General features: G+C 34.9%; 24 protein-coding genes and 1 pseudogene. 9 read left to right on the forward strand and 16 right to left on the reverse strand.

The genetic code is table 11. The features are described from left to right. Positions 1 to 2: 2 nt before the first annotated feature. Positions 3 to 695, reverse strand: a complete 693-nt coding sequence (locus AAG068_RS16975; RefSeq protein WP_342719780.1) for a cyclic nucleotide-binding domain-containing protein — start codon at positions 693 to 695, stop codon at positions 3 to 5. Positions 696 to 804: 109 nt separating this feature from the next. On the opposite strand from AAG068_RS16975, the gene AAG068_RS16980 reads away from it, so the two are divergent. The 3 genes from AAG068_RS16980 (at position 805) to AAG068_RS16990 (ending at position 2,313) form a co-directional block, all read left to right on the forward strand. Continuing rightward, the gene (locus AAG068_RS16980; protein WP_243497915.1) at positions 805 to 1,251 is read left to right on the forward strand and encodes a DMT family transporter; all 447 of its coding nucleotides are present in this window, start codon (positions 805 to 807) and stop codon (positions 1,249 to 1,251) included. Between the two features lie 13 nt (positions 1,252 to 1,264). Continuing rightward, entirely contained in the window at positions 1,265 to 1,729 is a 465-nt protein-coding gene (locus AAG068_RS16985; protein WP_342715101.1) for a DMT family transporter, read from the forward strand. 89 nt (positions 1,730 to 1,818) lie between these two features. Continuing rightward, on the forward strand, positions 1,819 to 2,313 hold the full coding sequence (locus AAG068_RS16990) for a hypothetical protein (RefSeq protein ID WP_052494319.1): 495 nt from the start codon (positions 1,819 to 1,821) through the stop codon (positions 2,311 to 2,313). A 40-nt stretch (positions 2,314 to 2,353) separates the two neighbouring features. Here the strand turns inward: AAG068_RS16990 and aiiA are convergent, their stop codons facing one another. Further along, positions 2,354 to 3,106 (reverse strand): quorum-quenching N-acyl homoserine lactonase AiiA, encoded by a 753-nt coding sequence (gene aiiA / locus AAG068_RS16995; protein ID WP_166703243.1) that lies wholly within the window; start codon positions 3,104 to 3,106, stop codon positions 2,354 to 2,356. A 187-nt stretch (positions 3,107 to 3,293) separates the two neighbouring features. On the opposite strand from aiiA, the gene AAG068_RS17000 reads away from it, so the two are divergent. After that, on the forward strand, positions 3,294 to 4,313 hold the full coding sequence (locus tag AAG068_RS17000; protein WP_342715102.1) for a zinc-binding alcohol dehydrogenase family protein: 1,020 nt from the start codon (positions 3,294 to 3,296) through the stop codon (positions 4,311 to 4,313). Positions 4,314 to 4,361: 48 nt separating this feature from the next. On the opposite strand, the gene AAG068_RS17005 is transcribed toward AAG068_RS17000, so the two are convergent. Both AAG068_RS17005 and AAG068_RS17010 read right to left on the reverse strand, forming a co-directional pair. Next, the gene (locus AAG068_RS17005) at positions 4,362 to 5,753 is read right to left on the reverse strand and encodes an amino acid permease (protein WP_142291789.1); all 1,392 of its coding nucleotides are present in this window, start codon (positions 5,751 to 5,753) and stop codon (positions 4,362 to 4,364) included. A 579-nt stretch (positions 5,754 to 6,332) separates the two neighbouring features. Continuing rightward, complete coding sequence (locus tag AAG068_RS17010) at positions 6,333 to 7,532, reverse strand: multidrug effflux MFS transporter (RefSeq protein ID WP_342715103.1); 1,200 nt, start codon at positions 7,530 to 7,532, stop codon at positions 6,333 to 6,335. Between the two features lie 363 nt (positions 7,533 to 7,895). Between AAG068_RS17010 and AAG068_RS17015 the strand changes: the two genes are divergently transcribed. Together AAG068_RS17015 and AAG068_RS17020 are read left to right on the forward strand one after the other, a co-directional pair. Then, a complete protein-coding gene (locus AAG068_RS17015; protein WP_342715104.1) occupies positions 7,896 to 8,447 on the forward strand; it encodes a DUF5823 family protein in 552 nt (183 codons plus the stop codon). Between the two features lie 108 nt (positions 8,448 to 8,555). Further along, entirely contained in the window at positions 8,556 to 8,984 is a 429-nt protein-coding gene (locus AAG068_RS17020; RefSeq protein ID WP_342715105.1) for a cytidine deaminase, read from the forward strand. A gap of 111 nt (positions 8,985 to 9,095) precedes the next feature. On the opposite strand, the gene bshB2 is transcribed toward AAG068_RS17020, so the two are convergent. Continuing rightward, the gene (gene bshB2, locus AAG068_RS17025) at positions 9,096 to 9,758 is read right to left on the reverse strand and encodes a bacillithiol biosynthesis deacetylase BshB2 (RefSeq protein ID WP_098387652.1); all 663 of its coding nucleotides are present in this window, start codon (positions 9,756 to 9,758) and stop codon (positions 9,096 to 9,098) included. Between the two features lie 15 nt (positions 9,759 to 9,773). Next, a complete protein-coding gene (locus tag AAG068_RS17030) occupies positions 9,774 to 10,124 on the reverse strand; it encodes a YojF family protein (protein ID WP_000407039.1) in 351 nt (116 codons plus the stop codon). A gap of 262 nt (positions 10,125 to 10,386) precedes the next feature. Here AAG068_RS17030 and AAG068_RS17035 point away from each other — a divergent pair, with 262 nt between their 5' ends. Then, positions 10,387 to 11,712: an ArsB/NhaD family transporter gene (locus AAG068_RS17035; protein WP_342715109.1), complete on the forward strand. Its 1,326-nt coding sequence runs from the start codon at positions 10,387 to 10,389 to the stop codon at positions 11,710 to 11,712. Between the two features lie 71 nt (positions 11,713 to 11,783). Here AAG068_RS17035 and AAG068_RS17040 read toward each other — a convergent pair whose 3' ends face one another. The 5 genes from AAG068_RS17040 to AAG068_RS17060 form a co-directional block, all read right to left on the reverse strand. Further along, positions 11,784 to 12,011 carry a hypothetical protein gene (locus AAG068_RS17040; RefSeq protein ID WP_001047523.1) on the reverse strand — a complete coding sequence of 76 codons (228 nt, stop codon included), beginning with the start codon at positions 12,009 to 12,011 and terminating at the stop codon, positions 11,784 to 11,786. A 99-nt stretch (positions 12,012 to 12,110) separates the two neighbouring features. Continuing rightward, positions 12,111 to 12,662 carry a GNAT family N-acetyltransferase gene (locus AAG068_RS17045; RefSeq protein WP_342715110.1) on the reverse strand — a complete coding sequence of 184 codons (552 nt, stop codon included), beginning with the start codon at positions 12,660 to 12,662 and terminating at the stop codon, positions 12,111 to 12,113. 215 nt (positions 12,663 to 12,877) lie between these two features. Beyond that, positions 12,878 to 13,786 carry an iron-hydroxamate ABC transporter substrate-binding protein gene (locus AAG068_RS17050; RefSeq protein ID WP_342715111.1) on the reverse strand — a complete coding sequence of 303 codons (909 nt, stop codon included), beginning with the start codon at positions 13,784 to 13,786 and terminating at the stop codon, positions 12,878 to 12,880. Positions 13,787 to 13,807: 21 nt separating this feature from the next. Then, the gene (locus AAG068_RS17055) at positions 13,808 to 14,824 is read right to left on the reverse strand and encodes a FecCD family ABC transporter permease (RefSeq protein ID WP_342715112.1); all 1,017 of its coding nucleotides are present in this window, start codon (positions 14,822 to 14,824) and stop codon (positions 13,808 to 13,810) included. After that, a complete protein-coding gene (locus tag AAG068_RS17060) occupies positions 14,825 to 15,859 on the reverse strand; it encodes a FecCD family ABC transporter permease (protein ID WP_342715113.1) in 1,035 nt (344 codons plus the stop codon). 268 nt (positions 15,860 to 16,127) lie between these two features. Between AAG068_RS17060 and AAG068_RS17065 the strand changes: the two genes are divergently transcribed. Beyond that, positions 16,128 to 16,892 (forward strand): DUF817 domain-containing protein, encoded by a 765-nt coding sequence (locus AAG068_RS17065; RefSeq protein WP_342715114.1) that lies wholly within the window; start codon positions 16,128 to 16,130, stop codon positions 16,890 to 16,892. Positions 16,893 to 17,034: 142 nt separating this feature from the next. Here AAG068_RS17065 and AAG068_RS17070 read toward each other — a convergent pair. Together AAG068_RS17070 and AAG068_RS17075 are read right to left on the reverse strand one after the other, a co-directional pair. After that, a pseudogene (locus tag AAG068_RS17070) lies at positions 17,035 to 17,195 on the reverse strand (DUF4003 domain-containing protein); the annotation flags it as partial. Between the two features lie 211 nt (positions 17,196 to 17,406). After that, positions 17,407 to 17,883, reverse strand: coding sequence for a DinB family protein (locus AAG068_RS17075; protein ID WP_342715115.1), 477 nt, complete (start codon positions 17,881 to 17,883; stop codon positions 17,407 to 17,409). 184 nt (positions 17,884 to 18,067) lie between these two features. Here AAG068_RS17075 and AAG068_RS17080 point away from each other — a divergent pair, with 184 nt between their 5' ends. Beyond that, positions 18,068 to 18,556 carry a DinB family protein gene (locus AAG068_RS17080; protein WP_342715116.1) on the forward strand — a complete coding sequence of 163 codons (489 nt, stop codon included), beginning with the start codon at positions 18,068 to 18,070 and terminating at the stop codon, positions 18,554 to 18,556. A gap of 139 nt (positions 18,557 to 18,695) precedes the next feature. Here AAG068_RS17080 and AAG068_RS17085 read toward each other — a convergent pair whose 3' ends face one another. The 3 genes from AAG068_RS17085 to AAG068_RS17095 form a co-directional block, all read right to left on the reverse strand. Next, positions 18,696 to 19,172: a DUF2690 domain-containing protein gene (locus AAG068_RS17085; RefSeq protein ID WP_342715117.1), complete on the reverse strand. Its 477-nt coding sequence runs from the start codon at positions 19,170 to 19,172 to the stop codon at positions 18,696 to 18,698. A 16-nt stretch (positions 19,173 to 19,188) separates the two neighbouring features. Then, complete coding sequence (locus AAG068_RS17090) at positions 19,189 to 19,701, reverse strand: DUF2690 domain-containing protein (protein WP_342715118.1); 513 nt, start codon at positions 19,699 to 19,701, stop codon at positions 19,189 to 19,191. A 302-nt stretch (positions 19,702 to 20,003) separates the two neighbouring features. Further along, positions 20,004 to 20,897: a LysR family transcriptional regulator gene (locus AAG068_RS17095; RefSeq protein ID WP_342715119.1), complete on the reverse strand. Its 894-nt coding sequence runs from the start codon at positions 20,895 to 20,897 to the stop codon at positions 20,004 to 20,006. Positions 20,898 to 20,988 lie beyond the last annotated feature (91 nt).

The following is a 20,988-nucleotide window of genomic DNA, read 5'->3' on the forward strand; positions in this document are numbered from 1 at the left end:
TCCTACTTATAAACATCTGCCGCCAATTCCCTCAAAACATCCACATTCACTACTTCAAAGCAACCATTGTTCTTCTTTATAATCTCTTTATCACAAAAAATATTTAATGTGCGTAATAGGTGCCGATAACTCGTCCCTAACAATTCAGCTGTTTCCGTTAAATTCCCACTAAATACAATTCGATTCCCGTGCTGCACCGCTCGTTCTCCCGCTGCTAACATGTAACTCGCAAGTCTATTTTCAAGTGGATATAGTAAATTAATAGTACTATTTTTTGAAAGTCGGTTTAATTTATGTGCTAACGATCCGCAAATACATCGTAAAAATTTCGCATCATGAAATAGTTGATTTCTCACTTTTCCTAAAGGCAAACCAACACAATATGAATCTGCCATTACTTGTACGTTTGAAGCTGTCTTTTGCGAATGAATTAACTCCACATCTCCTAACAGCTGCAAACTATCATAAAAGCATAATAATACAGATTTACCGTTACTTAATGTATTAAATGCCTTCGCTTTTCCTTCAACGAAAAAATATAAATAGTCTATCTCTTCATTTTCTCTACAAATAAACTCATTCTTTTTAAAAAATATAAGTTCCATATACGGATTCATATCATTACTAAAAAAGGAGTCAATATTATTTTGTTTCATATACCCTGCTAATTTAATAGAATTACATACTTTCTTCATCGTTCCCCCGCCTTTACAACTCATCCCCATTGTAATCAAAATTTTCTTCTTCCACTATGACATATGTCATAGTAATACACAATTTCAGCATGATACAGTCATTACAAATATGAAAATTAAAGGGGATATTACATTGTATAACTTTCTTTCTGTCTTTATTGGTGTGCTCATCGCCGTTATGCTTCCACTGAATGGGATTTTATCTGAGTTAATTGGCAAGTATACCGCAAGCGTTGTCATTCACCTTGTCGGTTTAATTGCAGTTATCTTCATTTTAATCGTAAACAAAAATAAAATTCATTTTGATAAAAGTATTCCACTTTTTCTATATAGCGCTGGAGCGATTGGAGTATTCACTGTTCTTTTTAATAATATAAGTTTCTCCGTCCTTGGTGCTTCTATTACGATTGCATTAAGTTTACTCGGTCAATCTATCGCTTCCATCGTTATTGATCATTTCGGCTTATTAGGAATGAAAGTTGCAAAGTTTGAAAAGAAAAAACTAATTGGATTATGTTTCATCTCTTCCGGAATTATAATCATGACAATTTATTAATGGAGGCAAGAAAATGTTATATATTACAATCGCTATTTTAGCTGGTGTTTCTATCGTTGTTGCTAGAATTATTAACGCAACTTTAGCAGCGAAAATTGGAAATTGGGAAGGCACGTTTTTTAATTATATTACTGGATTATTTTTCTCTATGCTATTTTTAATTTTCAGCTCAGATTCATTGCATATTCCAATGCAGACGTTACAATCTATTCCTATCGCTGTGTACTTAGGCGGATTAGTAGGCGTTATCGTTATTTCATTATCCAACTATATCACTCCTAAAATATCAGCATTTTATTTAACGTTACTCATCTTTATCGGACAATTATTTGCGGGGACTATCATTGATTTCATCTTGTCACAAGAACTCTCAATGGGCAAAGTTATCGGTGGCATTTTCGTACTAATTGGTCTCACTTACAATTTACTCGTAGATCGCCCTGTTAAAACTTTGAAGCATAACCAAGTTCAACTATAATACTTTGCGCCTCCCTATCATATATTAATAGAAAAACTCTTCATACGAAGTAATAGAGAGGAGAATATTCTATTAAGAAAATCATTTTACTGCTCGGTAGCGCATTGATTATTTTTGGTATCGTATGGTTTTTTAACTCTGGAAAATCTATTCAAGACTTCTATACAGCAAATAAGCCAAAGAAGAAAGCTACTATTATTTCAACTCAAAGAGATCCAAATGAGCCCCCTGTCTTTTTAGGAAAACAGGAAATAAAAGATATACATGTCGAGTCAATTAAAACAAAAAAGGATATCTTTCTCACAAAAACAGATGAATTAAAAACATTCATGAACAGTATGGATACAGCCAAAAAAGGAAAATTAACATTAGATGAAGAAGGATCAGATTTAATAGACTGTGATATGTGGATTACTTTCGAGGATGGAACTTATAAAAAATATTTCATATGGGTAGTTGACCATCACAGTAACGAAGTGATGATTGCTCAGCAAGATACTCCCGATGATGTAAACCTTACGTACTATCAATTAAATGAAGATAGTTCTAAAAAAGTTTATAACTTATTCAAAAAAATTATTTAAACGAAAAAGTCATGAGCTTATTTGCCCATGACTTTTTGCACTATATATATTCTGGGAACACTTTACATCCCTTTTCCTGTTCTATATCGTGTCCAAAGAAAACAATCGGTTTCTCTTTCATCACAACTTCTTTTAAACGTTTAATTGAAGATAAGGCTAATTCCGAATCAAACCCCGCAAACGGTACTTCATCTTCAAAATTCTCTTTCGTATAAGATGCATCAATCGTTAATAATACAGGACCGGATTTTTCCGTCTCAATTAATAATGACTGATGCCCTGGAGAATGTCCTGGTGTATACAATAATCGAACACCAGGTACCACTTCATAATCACCTTCAATAATTTTGTAGTTTAAATCTGGTAGTATGCACTCTTTCAAATATTCCTCTCTATGCTGCGCTGCCTCATATTCAGCACGCTGTATAATAATTGGCGTATTCAAAAAAGCACCATTTCCTCCTGCATGATCAAAATGCAAGTGAGAACTAATAATATATAGAAGGTCTTCCGGCTTATATCCTACACGTTTTAAAATAGTTACGATTCTATCTTCTTCAGTCATTTTCGGCAAAATCTGTCCCTCTGCAAATGTCCCTTCAAATAAGTTTTCATTATGAACCGCACTTTCTGGCATACCTGTATCTACTAAAATAGGCCCCTCTTCTGTCTCCAAAAGATAACACCATACAGGTAAGTTCAATAAATTCCCCGGTGTGAGCGTACTATTAACAGAAGATTGATCTAACATACAACGACCTGCTGGGATGAAATAAAGCTTCTTTACTGTCATTATGTATCCACCTTTACATTTAATTTGAGATAAAGTAACACAGTAAAAAATTCTGTTTTTTAGAAACAAACTCCTTCCACACTTTCATACCAGCATAAATAAAAAAGCGTGTACTTTTTTACATAATGGCATTTCACCATCTATAATAAAAGAGTAAATGACTCTTACTTTAATGGAGGGAATAGAAATGAAAGCAATTGGTTTACATGAATACTTACCTATTGAAGAAGAAAACAGTTTAATTGATATTGAAGTTGAAAGACCTGTTGCTACAGGAAGAGATCTACTCGTTAAAATTAACGCTATTTCCGTTAACCCAGTTGATACAAAAGTTCGCTCTCCGAAAGATAAAAAAGAAGATGTAGCGAAAATACTTGGTTGGGATGCTAGTGGTGTTGTCGTGCAAACTGGCGAAAGCTGTACGTTATTTAAAGAAGGCGACGAAGTGTTTTACGCTGGAAGCATTACGAGACAAGGTACATATAGTGAATATCATTTAGTTGATGAAAGAATTGTTGGTAAAAAACCAAAAACGTTAAGTGATGCGGAGTCTGCAGCACTTCCTTTAACAGCTATTACAGCATGGGAAGGTTTATTTGAACGTTTAGGTATTGATTATAATAAAAGAGATGAGAATACATTTAAAAACATTTTAATTATCGGCGGTGCTGGTGGTGTTGGCTCGATTGCAATTCAACTTGCAAAATGGGCTGGACTGAATGTCATCACAACTGCATCCCGCAATGAAACGATACACTGGGTTGAAAAATTTGGTGCCGATTATATCATTAACCATCACCAGCCTTTACAAGATCAAATATTAGAGTTTGGGCTAAAAGACGTAGATTATATTTTCTGCTTAAACAATACAGATCAACATTGGCAAGCAATATGTGAGCTTATTAAACCACAAGGAAAAATTTGCTCTATCGTAGAAAATGAACACCCTCTTGAGATGGGTATTTTAAAAAGTAAAAGTGCTACATTCGTTTGGGAGTTTATGTTCACAAAAGCGATGTATGAAACTGGCGATATGATTACGCAGCACGAACTATTAAATAAAGTAAGTGAACTATTAGATGAAGGCGTTTTAAAGACTACTCTAAATGAAACATTCACACCAATTAACGCTGAAAACATAAAGAAAGCACATGCATTACTTGAAAGCGGAAGTACAATTGGGAAAATCGTTTTAGAAAAGTTTTAATAATAAAAAGTCCGATTTCCAAATGAGAAATCGGACTTTTTATTATCTTTATTTACTTGAAATCTCTTGATCATTTGGAACATCTAATGGACGTCGTTTCCCTATTCCGAAAGCATAGAAACTAATTGTTACGATAGCTAAGAAAACAATACCTACAACTAGTGAAATACGTGTATCATCGTTAAACCACATTCCGATTAATACCATAATTAAAAAGGCAATTGTTAAATAGTTTGTGACAGGAGCAAATGGCATTTTGAACGGATGATCTTTCATCTCTGCCCCTTTTTCTTTTCTAAAGTTAATTTGACTAATTAAAATGACGAACCATGGTACCATACCAGGAAGTACGCTCGCACTATATACATATACGAATAAGTTTTTCGGTGCGATATAACTTAATACAACACCGACCGCTAAACCGATAATTACGCCAACTGTTCCGAATAAAGGCACACCATTCCCAGAAAGTTTCGTGAAATATTTCGGCGCTTGTCCATTTACCCCTAACGTATAAAGCATACGACCCGCACTATAAATACCACTATTACAACCAGACATCGCCGCTGTAATAACAACGAAGTTAATAAGTCCAGCTGCTGCCGTAATACCAACCTTCGCGAAAGTTGCTACGAATGGACTACCAATTGTACTTAATTGATCCCACGGATACACAGTTACAATAACGAAAATAGCACCAATATAGAAAATTAAAATACGCCAAATTGTACTTTGAATCGCTCTTGTAAGTGTCTTCTTCGGATCCTTTGCTTCACCAGCAGTAATACCGATTAACTCCACACCTTGGTATGCACCCACTACAAGTGATAAAGCAAAGAAGAATCCTGAAAAACCCCCTGTAAAGAAACCGCCGTTTGACCAAAGATTTGATATGCCAATCGCTTCTCCGCCGTTACCAATTCCGAAGAAAATAAGTCCAAAACCGGCAATAATCATTAATAGAATCGTAACGATCTTAATCATCGCAAACCAAAATTCAAATTCACCAAATGACTTAACAGAAATTAAGTTAGCTGCGCCAAGAATAACCATTGCGATTACACCTGGTATCCAAGCTGGTAAGTCTGGGAACCAATATTGCATATATGCTCCTACCGCAATAATTTCTGACATCCCAACGATAACCCACTGGAACCAGTTACTCCACGCTGTCATATAACCAGCTAGCGGATGAATATACTTATGACCGAACGTCGCAAATGAACCTGTACTCGGCTCCATATACAACATTTCGCCCATCGCACGCATAATGAAGAAAATAAAAATACCTGCAATTGCATACGCAAGCATTACTGACGGACCTGTCCATTTAATCGTGCTGGCTGACCCCATAAACAAGCCAACACCAATCGTTCCGCCTAAAGCAATCATTTGAATATGACGTGCTTCTAAGCCTCTTTTCAATTCTTTGTTTGCCACTTCTCTTCCCCCTCTTAGATGATTCATAACCGCATTTTAAAACAAGATGTCTTCCCCTAATTCCGTTCGGCCTTGAAAATGATGAAGCAAACGTCATTTTACACTAGCTTTAAAGCTATCTTAAAATCGTTTTTTGCCTCTTACAAAATTCTCAAAACCTTTCATCCTCCAATATTCTATAAATCTTAAAATTACTTACCTTATATTAATTCATTAATCTGAAAAATTCAATTATTTTTTCGATAAATTAATATGCATGATTACGTTTAATTTTTAACTGAATTAACAATAAAATACATCTATTCAATATGATTCCGGTATAAATATTATTACAATATAAATAACCGAGGAGTGTATTTCTTCCTCGGTTTCACACCTCATGTACTTCAATCTTTATAGTTGATAACGTAATTTCCCACACGTCCAATTTATATACCAACCAGAAATTTAATATATTAATAAACTACTAACTTCTTTAGTCCAGCCCAATTTTGAGGCAGGAATCTTGCTGCCTCGAAACAGCGGGATAAAATATAAAAGAGTCTCATAAAAAAATGAGACTCTTTTACTATTTCATATTTAACTCATTTTTGAAGTTTCTTTACCTAAAATAAACACTTTAGTAAACACCATCATGATAACTACTATAGCCAGAAAATAAAGTGGCATCACGAGTAACGAGCCCGTATGCAGCTGACTCATTCCCCAAATTATCATCGTTACAATTACATAGTACCCTAAGCTAAACAAAGCTCCGGCTGTACCAATAACATCTTGAAAATCTACTAATGCTAAACTTAAACAGTTAGGCAACGCTACTCCAATTCCTAATAGCAATATAAACATCGCTACTAAAAATACAATCATATATATTATGTTTGGATTTGATCCCAATGAAGTAATAACAGTTAAAAGGATAGCTCCTCCTGTCATTACGAGACAACCGATATATATAATCTTCTCTGGTTTATAAGTAGCAAGTAAACGTTTTGAAACTTTTGCTCCAATAATAGAAGCTGAAGCAACAACAATTCCTAAAAATCCATACATACTAGGCGATAACTGAAAGTATTCAATAAAGATAAATGGCGCTTCTGCATAATAGCTAAATAAAACACCATTCGCTCCTCCAATTAATAACCCATATGTTACTACTTTCGGATTTGTAATTAATCTCTTCAAAACTGAAAACACATTTATTTTATTCGTTACTGAGTCCGTTTTTGTTTCCGGAAGAGAAACAAACGTATACAGAAAAATCCCGACACTCATAACTACTAAACTTAAAAATACGATTTTAAATCCAAACATTTGATCAAGAAAGCCACCAATTAATGGCCCTATCGCTGGTGTAAAGGCAATGACTGCCGAGATTTGAGCAAACATAACATGCCTCTTATGCCCTTCTACACTTTCACGTAGAATCGTTTGTGTAACAACAGAGCCAGCACTTGCTCCAAACGCTTGAATAAAACGACTTACCAATAAAACTTCAATGGAATTTGCAATAAAGCATAAGAAACTCCCAACGCCATATACGACAATTCCAAATAACATTGCCGGGCGACGGCCAATTATATCTGATAACCATCCAATAAAAAATACACCTAAAGCAAATCCAGCAAAATACACACTTAGTGTTAACTGCACCTCATTATCCCTTACATGTAACGCCTTTGAAATGTCAGGTAAAGACGGTGTGTAAATCGTTTCACTAATTTGCGGAAATGCGACAAGAATGATCATTAACAAAAGTGATGGTACTGAGACTTTTTTCATTTTTCATACCCTCCTATAACTTTGAAAATCTCAGAAATAAAAAGACTTTCCTAAGCTACGGAACAGGAGGGGCCATTATAGAAATTCGATCATAAAACAACAAAGAAAACACCTCAATTACGTATGTTAATACTTATAGGAGGGTAATATTAACATTGATTTTTTAAATATACTTTTTGATTATATTACATATTACGTTTCTTTTTCTAGTGCTCGGCCTTGGCGGATTTGTCAAAAAGATAACTTGATGCTACCACCTTTTTATGGAATAATTAGAAATAGTTTGAATTAACAATTCTAATTATTAAATAATAGACTATTATATTTTAATGTCGCAAGCTTACAAACAGGAGGACTTTCGTAATGATTGAAATTTTAAGGACAATATTAAACTTCCTAATCTCTCTATTCTCAGGAGAATTACCAATTGTATATTATGTATGGATTATTACCCTATTCCTAATTCAAATAACCCAATCTACTCTGAACTATAAGCTTTTTAACAAGAAAGATAATTTCAGCACTTATATATCGGAAGGATTACTCGCTTTTATTATTTTATTGTTTGGAGGCATGTTAGTATCCAAGTTACTTGCTTACATAATAGACGATCCTACTATTAGTATGACAAATGTAACACATTATTTTATTTCTCTTATCATATTAACTATATTTGTCGTAATAACCTGTATTAAAGACTTTATAGAGACATCTATAAAGAATAAAAATATATCACTTTTTAGCTTTTTAGTAACTTCCTTAATAACAAGTATACTTTCGTTCAAGTTTTTATCACCTTTAATTGAAGGTTCTTTTTCTCTTTCTAAATCTTTTATCACCACTTTAATCATTCTTGTAACTATATCAATCCCTCTATTAATTTCCTTAGAGGATAAGGATGCAGATGAAGAGTAATTCTTACATCCATAGTGTGAAATTAGATGTCTATTCTTTTTGAACGGTATTACTAAAAAAATAACATAGTCATTGAATGGAAAATTACGTAGAAATGAGGAACTACAATTGAGCATTGAACAACAATTATATGATACAGTGAAACGTTTAATTGACCAAAGATATCCACATGGTTGGGGCGGAGCTGCAGCAATTCGTGTAGAAGACGGCTCCATTTATACAAGTGTCGCCCCTGACGTAATAAACGCTTCAACAGAACTTTGTATGGAAACAGGTGCTATTTTAGAAGCACATAAATTTCATAAGAAAGTTACACATTCTATTTGTCTTGCAAGGGAAAATGAGCATTCTGAATTAAAAGTGTTATCACCTTGTGGTGTATGCCAAGAACGTTTATTTTATTGGGGACCGGAAGTACTATGCGCCATTACAAATTCGAAACAAGATATTATTTTCAAACCGTTAAAAGAGTTGCAGCCATACCATTGGAGCGAAGCATATCATGATGAATTCGTAAAAGAATGGACTAAGAGATAAAGTGATGACTGTTCGCTAATAACAGGAGAATAAAAATTATTCACTAAAAAAGCACCGTCCAAATGACGATGCTTTTTCTATGTAAGAGCTACTAGAAGATTCCCTTCTAGCCTACTCCCATTTATAAGTCCAAAATTGTTCAAGTTGCAGCCATTTTAATGTTGCTGCATCTTTGTTTTTAATTTTTGCGTGTGTTTCTTCTAACATCGCTTCTGTTTGGGAACGATGCGCACCTAGTGCAGCTAATTTATGCTCGAATACTTCACTAATATTATTTACAACATCCGGCTCACCTAATACAGCTTCACGATTTTTCGTAATTGCAACTGCATGAATGACTGGACGTTCTTCTTTTTGCATACGTGATACAGCGCGAACGACAGCGCGACCAAATGCATCATGATCTGGATGTACGCCGTGCTCTGGATAAAATGTAATAATTCGAGATGGATTTACTTCTTGAATGATTGCTTCAATTTTATCTGCAACGAAATCAACATCTTCAAATTCTAACGTTTTATCATGGAAACCAAGCATTCTTAAATCTTGAATTCCCATCGCTTCACATGCATCTTTTAATTCTTTTTCACGTATATTTGGAATCGTTTCACGGTTAGCAAATACATTTTTCCCCATGTTACGTCCCATTTGTCCTAAAGTACCGCACGCATACGTTACAGGTACTCCTTGATCTGTTAATAAGCGAATTGTTCCTCCCGCAGCAAATGCTTCGTCATCTGGATGCGGAAATACAACAAGTACATGTCTCTCCATAAGTTTCCCTCCTTCTTACTTAAATGGCGTTAAGCTTAACTCAAGTGCAACTGCTAAACGGCCTTGATTATCGTGCCCTGCAAGTAATAAACGCTCTTTATCGTCTACTTCCCAGTGCGTAATACCTTCTGCATATACCCAGCCATGATCCATTTTTAAACCAACTCGGTATGGATTCGTTCCAGTAATCTTCCCGCGCTCAAAGCGAATAATTGCATTTCGAATGAATGCACCAACCGTCATCATCTTTTCATTAAAGTGTGACGCATACGCTCCGTTCGTTGTTTCTAAATGAATATATACATCTTTATTTACAAAACGTTCAATTTCATTTTGAATAAGAGAACTATCTTTTACTATTTCCATCGGAATTCACCTCTTTAAACCATTTTACGCAAAAATAATGTAAATTGCTATCTCTATATTAGAGGACAGCGCCCACTTTTCCTAATAATTTGCACTGTGTTTCTTTATTTTTTTATATCATATGTAAAATCATCATTTTTTCCTTCACTTTGTTAAATAGTTTTCTTTCTTTTTTGAATTTGCTACAATATATTTTATCCCGTATGAATACAGCGAGATACATTTCGACAATTGAATACATACTTTAAAGAAGGTGACATGATTGGAACAATCAGCACATGAAGTAGCAAATTGGCAATATTATTTTGCAATTGCCATATTTTTAATCACGTACGGATTTATTATTTCTGAGAAATTGAATCGTGCTGTAATCGCACTATTTGGTGCTGCTATTATGATTATTTTTGGAGTTGTAGATTTACATACCGCTTTCACATCACACATTCAATGGGAAACGATTACCCTTTTAATTGGGATGATGATTCTCGTACATATTACGAGTCAATCAGGCGTATTTGAATTTGTAGCTATTAAAGCGGCAAAAGCAGCTGGCGGAAAACCCATCCGCATTTTATTATTGCTATCCCTATTAACTGCTGTCGGATCAGCATTTTTGGACAACGTAACAACCGTCTTATTAATCGTACCTGTTACACTATCCATTACACGTATTTTAAAAGTAAACCCTGTTCCTTATTTGATTTCAGAAGTGCTATTTTCAAATATAGGCGGAACAGCAACATTAATCGGTGACCCACCGAACATTATGATTGGATCAGCAAACAAACATTTAGATTTTAATGCCTTTTTACTAAACTTAGCTCCAATCGTAATTATTATTTCTATCGTTACACTTGGCATTATTTACTTCATGTATCGTAACAAACTAAAAACAACAACTGAGCAAATTAAAATATTAATGGCATTGAACGAAAAAGATTATATTAAAGATCAAAGCCTCCTTTTAAAATCCATTTCAATTTTAGGACTAACTATTTTAGGCTTTGTACTTCATTCGATTATTCATGTAGACGCTGCCGTTATCGCGATGACAGGCGCTACAATTCTTATGCTAATTGGAGTAAAAGAACACGATATTGAAGATGTATTTGCCCACGTTGAATGGGTAACTATTTTCTTCTTCGCTGGACTATTCGTTCTCGTTGGCGGGTTAATTGATATCGGGCTTATTTCTTCACTCGCAAAAGAAGTACTCGACGTAACAAATGGCGATATCGGTTTCGCTGCGGTACTTATTTTATGGGTATCAGGCATCGCATCTGCGACAATTGATAATATCCCCTTTGTCGCAACGATGATTCCGCTTATTCAAGATTTAGCTACAGGACTCGGACTATCTGTAGACTCTCCACAAATCGAAGTACTGTGGTGGGCGTTATCACTTGGAGCTTGCTTAGGAGGAAACGGAACATTAATCGGAGCATCCGCAAACGTAGTCGTTGCTGGTATTGCAAAACGTGAAGGACATGGATTCTCGTATATGGACTTCTTAAAAATTGGTTTACCGTTAACAATTATTGCGCTATTGTTATCACATGCTTATATATATTTACGTTATTTAATGTAAAAGTTGTAGTGCGTAAAATTATATCGTCAAATACAAAAGGTTTGCAGCACTATGCTGCAAACCTTTTTTTATCACCAAAATATACCGATAATTGCTAATCCACCTAATATCATGCCACCAATTTGTCCAACGATTGCTGGTGATAATTGAACACCTTTTCTTACTTCAACAACCGGTCTTTCGTGCCTTAATTGCTGCACTTCACTTTGAAGTTGATGTACACTTCCGTGTAATTCTTTAATTAATTCCTTTAATTCAGCGACCTCTTCATTTACTGGTTTACTTTTTTCTAAATTCATTTTTCATGACTCCTTATAAGTTCAATCAGTACATTGTAAAAATTCGCCAATTTTCATTATATCTCCTGCATACTACATATATAATTTTGAATGTACTTTCTAACCTTGCAGCTCTATCCATTCATCCCGCAATATCCCCATAATGATGCGATCAAAATACTTCCCATCTCTTTGAACCGCTTCTCTCATACAGCCTTCCATCTGAAAACCCATCTTTTTATACAACTCAATAGCAGCTTTATTATAAGAAATAACATCAAGACCGACGCGGTGTAAATTCAATTCATAGAAAGCATATTTTAAGATAAGATAGATCGCTTCTCTTCCATATCCCTTCCCCCTATCATTTGCATCTCCTATACCAATAGCTAATAAACCCATTCTGTTATTCCACTCTATGCCATGAATTGCAACAAAACCAATTAAGCGATCATCTTGAACTGTCCTTACCATGAAAGAAACACTATTCGATCTCCTTCCCTTTAGTAGACCATCACTTGCTATTTCCTGTAAAGATTGCGGGAATGCTACATCTGTATCAACATTTCTTAAATACTCACTATCTTCTTGCCACATAGCCATTACTTCAGCATCTGCTTCTCTCATAGCTGATAATTTAATCGTTTTATTTTGAAAAAGATTCATTGTCATTTCAAACTCCCCTTTATTAAATAATGGGGATAATTATTCTAGCCTATTTATCCCCTATTTCCATAAACTGCTTTATAAACGGGATACTTACAATAAGTGCTGACATCGGCATATCTCCTCTGCATTAAATTAAATTTATTGTATAATTTTTTATTTATTCTAACAATAAAAAAGACCCTCAAAATTTAGAGGATCTTCCTAACATCGAATCGATATTATTTCGTAAACATTTTCTCCGCTTCATCCATTGCCATTTTGTTACCTAAAGCAGAATAGTCTAGCCATGGTTGGTCATTAATAATGTATACATGCTTGCCTTTAACAGCTTTTAAGTCTTTCCAGATTGGTGTTTCTTGAAGTTGTTTAAATGCAGCTTTTGCCTTATCATCTCTATTTACAACAACAAATATAGCATCTGCATCAAAGTCAGGTAATACTTCTTGGGAAATGACTTCGAAAGGACGGTTTCCATCAATTTTCTCTACACCATTTGCAGGTTGTAATCCTAAGTCTTGGAATAAAATTGGTCCCATCGGTCTTTTCGTACTAAATACACGTAATTCTTTTGCAGTAACGCGAATTGCCATTACTTTTTCGTTATTACCTAACTCTTTATCTATTAAACTTTTTACTCGTTTTGATTGCTCTTCGTAATCTTGAATATATGTATCCGCTTCTTTCTCACGGTTTACAAGTTTACCAACTTGTTTTAAGTGGTCTCTCCACGTACCCTCATCTAAATTGAAAGAATGTGTTTTTGCAATTTTTTCGTATTTCGCTAAATCTTTGCCAGCGTATTTTTCATCCACATAAATTTCAGATGGCTTTAACTGAAGTAACGCTTCCATATTCGAATCTGTTACAACGCCCAGTTTCTTCGTATCTTTCAGTTGTTCTTTTGCGTGTGGTAAGAAATCTTTTAAATCTCCACCAATTACAGAACCTACTGGTGTAATTCCTAATGCAAGTAAATTATTCGTTAAGTGAATAGACATAGAGGCGATTTTGGGGTCATTACTTTTTTCCGTTTTTTTCGTTACCTCTTCATTAGATTTCGTTTGACCACATGCTGCTAGTACTAAAATACACATGATGCTAAATAAAATAGTAAGTTTCTTTTTCATATGTTCTCCTCTTTGAAGTATTTATTTTGTTTTTGTAAGTAAATAAAGAAAATACGGCGCTCCTAAAGCTGCCACTACTACACCAGCTGGAATAGAGTTTGGCTCAAATATAGAACGACCTATCGTATCTGCTAGTACTAAAATAATCATTCCGATAATGCCAGCTAGTGGAAGGAAATGTTGATACGTAGTACCTACTAACTTTCTTGCAATATGCGGAGCAACTAAACCGATAAAACCAATCCCTCCTGCCATCGATACACTCGCGCAAGATAATCCAACCGCTGTAGCTAAAAGGAGTAACCGTTCTTTTTGAACAGAAACACCAAGCCCTGCTGCCACACTATCACCGAGTGACAATGCATTTAACGTTTTAGATTTTAGCCATGCATACGGAGTTAGTATGAAAATCCAAGGTAATAATGCAAGGACATGAATCCAATCCCTTCCCCACACGTTACCAACTAACCATCTAGAAGCAAATGTATATGTCTCATCATTTAACTTGAGAGAGAAAAATAACGAAATCGCACTAAATCCAGCTGAAACAGCAATACCAACGAGAATAAGTCTAATAGGCAGTAAACCTTTTGACCGATCACTCGCAAGTATAATAATTAAAAATGCAGCTAGCACTCCTCCGCCAAATGTAAATAACGGTATTAAAATCGATGCATTCTCATTAATAGAATGAAAGAAAGTAACGAATATAATTAGCCCGAAGGATGCACCTGCATGTAATCCTAAAATACCAGGGTCTGCAAGTGCATTACGTGATAATCCTTGTAAAATCGCACCAGAAATCCCAAGGCCAATACCAGCTAACATGGTGATTATAATTCTTGGCATACGATAATCGTATAGCACTGTTACGCTCTCAAAATCACCATAACCGAAAAGTGTTTGAATTACTTTGAGTGGTGCAATGCTAAGTGTCCCTGTATTTAAGCTAAGTAAAATGACAGCGATACTAATACAACCGAATATTGTAGTTACAGTAATAGCTCTCTTTTTATCTGTGTTCAAAAGATCCTTCACTTATAGCTCCCTCCCAACTTTACGTGCTATATAGAGGAAGAACGGAACTCCAACAAGAGCTACCATAATTCCTATCGCGAGTTCTTTAGGAGGGTTTACTGTTCTTGCCCCTAAGTCAGCTAAAACTAATAACATAGCTCCTAATAATGCTGACATAGGAATAATGAGTCGATAATTCACACCAACTAATTTTCTAGCAATATGCGGAATAACGAGTCCTACAAATCCGATAGAACCAACAGCTGAAACAGATACACCTGCCAGAATGACTACTATAATCATCCCTAGTATTCTCGTTCGGTTCGTTTTTACTCCTAAATTCGTAGCGACGTCATCCCCCATTGATATGAGTGAAATAGATCGCCCTATCACTATCGCAAAAAGAATCGTTATAAGAATAATAGGAACTAAAAACTTCAAATGTTCCCACTTAACCCCTGCAACACCACCAGCGTACCAAAACGCTAAATCTTGACTTAAGTCATAATAAATCGCGATACCTGAACTCAACGAATGCAATAGTGCGGCCATAACTGCCCCTGCAATCGTTAATCTCATCGGTGTTAATCCGCCTGATGTGGCCGATCCGATAATAAAAATGAGTACTGTACTTAAAACCGCTCCAATAAAAGAGACAATCATTAAATAGGAATATGGCATTTGCGGAAAAAAGGCAAAACTAAGTGCTACTACAAACATCGCACCTGCATTTATGCCAAGCACACCTGCATCAGCTAAAGGATTTCGTGTTACTCCTTGCATAACAGCCCCAGCGACCGCAAAAGCCGCTCCTACAACTGCTGCGCCAATTACCCTTGAGAGCCTTAATTCGTAAATGATTTGATGCTGCGTTAATTTCGGATTGTAATCAAAAACCGCTGTCCACACCGTTTGCAACTGAATATCCTTTGCACCAAATGCGACGGCCAAAAATATAGATCCAATTAAACATATAATTGTTAAGCTCATAAAACATATGAACTTAATATGTATCCAGCGTTTATTGCCAGCACGTATAGTAGACTTATGTAACATGTTTCATTTCATCCTTTATATTCAGTTGTTTTTTATAATTATTTTTAATTTATAATCATTATTGATAATAATTATCATTTTTATTTAGAAATTATATCCCCACTTTTTTAAAATAGCAAACTATTTTTTTAATTTGTTAAATATTAAAATACTTATTACAATTCCTTTCTAAAACTTACAAATACATGCAAAATAGACTACTGGCTTATTTTTAAAATTGTAGTATACTTAGTCATTATTTTGATTTTTCTAACAAAAAGGAGATACAATGTTCTATATAAAACAACTATTACATTTCACTTACGAGCAAGCATTATCCTGTTTATTCCCAGTCGTTATTTTCTTAACACTAGCCCTATCAAAAATCATTTCTATCCCAGGGTTATACCGCTATGATTTCATACTCATCGTATGTCTTCTTATGCAGTGGATTATGTACAAAACTGGACTTGAAACAAAAGACGAACTAAAAGTAATTACTGTCTTCCACCTCATCGGCCTTCTACTAGAAATATATAAAGTACATTTGGGTTCATGGAGTTATCCGGAAGAAGCATGTTCAAAAGTTTTTGGAGTTCCGCTTTACAGTGGTTTTATGTATGCAAGTGTTGCCAGTTACATATGCCAAGCGTGGAGAAGATTGCATTTACAAATGCATCATTGGCCAAGGGCTATTTTCGCAATACCTCTAGGAGCAATGATTTACTTTAATTTTTTTACACATCATTTTCTATATGACTTTAGATGGGTATTAACTGTCCTTTTATTCATCGTTTTCTTTCGGACATTTGTAGAATTTTCATTACGAGGCGTTACCTATAAAATACCACTTGTTCTCTCCTTTTTCCTTATCGGTTTCTTTATTTGGATTGCAGAGAACATCGCAACATTTTTCGGAGCATGGCAATATCCAAATCAGCGGGAAGCGTGGAATCTCGTTCACTTAAGTAAAATTAGCTCATGGTTTTTACTCGTTGTTATTAGCATTATGATTGTTACACAACTTAAACATTTGAAGGAGTCGAAAAAATAATGCTGATTATGTAAAAAAGCCCATCACTCATTAAAGAGTGATGGACTTTTTTACCGTCCTTATCAAAGGAGTTATACATTACAAGAGCATAAGCAGTTACACATTATGAACTACTAGTAGCTGAAGAGGTTGCTACAGATGAAGCGGCAATCATCATACCTGTTCGAGAATCACTCGTTTTCCATTTGAGCTCTCCCTTTAATTGTCCATATGTATGTGTGTATTGCTCCAACTTTCGTTCTAATGTAATCATAGTATTCACCCCTATTTCTAGTTCTTCTCTTTTTTATACTTATATTTCATGCAGGTTTCGCAACTTTAATTCTGCATTCCCCTCAATATTTTCCTATCATGTAAAACAAATACAATAACTATTCCTATTTTATCAGTATCACGATGTCAAGCATTCATAATTCTTTAAGCTCAACGACAAAAAGGATAGATAATAAATTATCTATCCTTTTTGTCGTTATAATATTCACAATATAATTTCGTTTTTTATATGCAATTACAACTAAAGAGCTTTAATAATACGCTCCATCGCCTTCATTTGCCCAATATGATCCGCTTCATGATAAAGCATCATACCGTATAGCTCCCCTACTGTTTCCAATCCTAGGAATGGCTCTGGCAGTTTATTTTCAAATGCTTCTGCTGGGATTTCGTTAATACGTTTCGCTTGTTCTTTTAACTGAGCCGTTAACACTTCTAACGATGGTCCTTCTGTTTTCCATTTAGATGGTCTTGAACCATACCCAAACATACCTGGATATTCAGTTGGTAATTGTTTAAATTCTTTTCCAAACATGAAAACTTCTGCTGCCGTTAATACATGACCGATATGCCAGCGAATTGTATTGTTAAAACCCTCTGGCTGTGTATCTACAGTTTTATCGTCTAGCGTCTCCATAAATTTAAGCAATTCCCCACGCGTTATTTCAAATTGTTTTAAGCCAACTAGTCTATTCATTTGATCGTCTCCCTTCTTCATGTACCATTTATTATGAACTAAGAATGTTCAACTTATTAAAGTTTCACCTTGTTTAATCTATCAGAAACAATGAAGAAATACATCAAATATGCTTAGTAAAAATAATAAAAAGGTTCACCTCTCGTACATATAGAATTAGTTACTACACAAATAGTTTAGTAACTAAAAGAGGAGTGTTAATCACATGTTACATGTTTTAAAACAGCAATATAATCTTATTAGCTCTACAAGAGAAACTCTATTTTCATTTTTGGAAGAAATCCCACTAGAAAAATTACATAGTACTGTTCCAAATTTCGGGAGCGGTAGCATTATAAAGACGCATATTCATGTAGCTGATTGCTATCGATACTGGCTTGGATCATTTGCATTTAAGCAAAAGCGAGCAGATTTTTCATTTGCTAGTGATGATGAGATTGAGCATGCAGATGTGGAGAAAGTCCGTGCTAGATTTAAGTTAGTAGATGAGACTGTACAACGTTTTTTAGATGTATACAATGACTGTTGGCTCGAAAATATAGCAAATGAAGTGAAATGGCAAAAAGAGCCTTGGAGTACAACACCGTTATGGCTTTTAACTCATACAGAGACACATGAGTTTCATCATAAAGGACAAATTGTATCAATGGCTCGCCACCTTGGGTACAATCCTCCTGATACAGACCTTAGTTAATGCAATGGTTCTAAATATCTATCAAAAGCTTTAGTCAAATAAAAATCAAACAACTTTAACGAGCCTTACTACAGTAAAATATAGTAAGGCTCTTTCATTTTCATATCAAATAACTGCTCTTAACATATTTATAATCGTATTAATACCAAATTGTCTCCGCATAATTATATGCATCACTATTCGGAATAGCATGTTTCCCTTGCGCCTTTGCCTTTCTTGGATCTAAATCATATACCATTGGTGTATAACATGATGTTTGCCCTTTATTCACAACACCATTTCCTCCAGCACTCCCGCAAGTATATGCCTTTCCATCTGTTTTTCTTACGATTCTTGCATCAGCTTCATTATTATAAACTGCTGGACGAGTTACAGTAACTTTTGCCCACGCTGTCTTACACGTCGTGCTAAATTTTAATTCCACATAAGAATTGGAATCAATCCATTTCTTTTCTTTCGTTACTGCTGATTGGTCACAGCTATTGTAATACGGACTTTTTCCATCATACGAATGATCTTCTGCATATGCTTTATCATTACCAGTCGTACTAAACACACTAGTTAAAACGAGCAATGATAGACAAAAACATGCGCTTAGCTTTTTTAAAAGTTTCAAAGTATTCCACTCCTTTTTAATAGCGTCCTGTTTTTCCATAACCGTTATTAAACGTAACCGCCTCAGCATCTGCTGTGTATCCGAAATCAGCAGTTAAATCAAATACCATTCCTGTATACGTGCTCGTTTGACCTGTTTTTATTGTCTCATTTCCCTGATTAGAAGTGACTGATTTTTGAAATACACCATTTTTGTATTTATTCACAACAGCGTACGCATACACTCCTCCAGAAACAGCTGGTGCTGGTTGATCTAAAACAAACTTAGCCCAAGCTGCATGACATTTATTGCTGTAACGTAAATACACTGTCCCTACTTTTTTACTCCCTTCGTACACAGCTGTAGACTTTGCATTAAATCCATCTGCATCACACGTTGTACTACCTCCGTATACTTTCGTTGTTGCTGGATTTTTCCCGTCATAGTAACTACTTAAATCAGTAGCAGCAAATGTACTTCCTTGGAAACTAAATAATAGCCCTACACTCGCTACACTTAATACACATACTTTCATTAACTTTTTAAACATTTTCAATTTCCTCCCTCAAAATAAGTACGTATAATAAAGACAATCTATCCCCTATGTACGCCCCTCCTTTCATGCTTCCTAGAGGCATCTTACAGAAACGACTAAACGTTGTAAATTTCCTTATGATTATTGGAATATACGAAGAAATTTACGTATCCGTCTAAGAAAAAAAGTTGAGAAATACACATGTTTTAGCATCCTTTATTTAAAACATAAAAGAACCGATACTCGTTTCATGCAAGTATCGGTTCTTTATACAAAATTGCCATTTTTTCTATTGTATAAAATAAATATTTCTCCACTTAATCCGTTGTAAAAACCTCTCTCGTTACATCAATAAATTGCTGCAGTGGCAATGTCATCCATTTATCTTTATGCCAAGCAATTTGTGTATAAATCGGTGAGATTGCACTTTCTACATGTAACTCTTCTATCGTCCCTTCTCGTATATCTTTTTCTACTACTATCGCTGGTAAAACAGCTATTCCTAAATCTGCAATAACACATTGTTTAATTGCCTCTACACTAACGAACTCAATTTTATTTGCTGGATACACATCTTCTGTACGAAGTAGCTCTTCAAATAAAGTCCGGTACGAGCACCCTAGCTCTGTTAGCAACAACGTCTCACTTTCTAAATTTTTTGTAGAAATGGAAGCTTTCTCGAGTAAATGATGCCCTGAAGCAGCTACTATTTTTAATTCTTCTTTCATAAGCGGCTCCACATGTAAAGTATCTTCTGTTTTACATTCGTCCAAAATAAATACAAGATCGACTTTTCCCTCCATCAATTGTTCCTTCGCATCTTTATTGGAATGCGCTGGTTTAAATATAAGCTTGATTTGAGGAAATTGTGCTTTAAACCTCTTTAATATAGAAGGAAGTCTATATGTACATTGGCTTTCTTGCGCACCGATTATTAACGTACCTGCTATTTCTTCATCATCTTTCACAGCCATTTTCGCTTCGTTACTGAGTGCAATCATCTTGTCGGCATATAGTTGAAACTTCCTACCTGCTTCAGTTAAGAAAAGGCGTTTTCCTAATCTTTCAAATAACGGCGTACCTAGCTCAGCTTCTAACGTTTTAATTTGCGCTGTTACGCTTGATTGAGCAAAGTTTAATTTCTTCGCAGTTTGGGTAAAGTTCAAAGTGTCCGCGGCTATTTTAAATGTAATTAATTGTTTTATCTCCATTTATCATCCCTCTTTTCAATCGTAATTTCCGATTGATTTCATCGAAATAATCCTCTTTGTCTATCGATATTTGTATTGTATGATAAAGAGC

Origin of the sequence: Bacillus paramycoides (assembly GCF_038971285.1) — a bacterium.
Lineage (GTDB): Bacteria > Bacillota > Bacilli > Bacillales > Bacillaceae_G > Bacillus_A.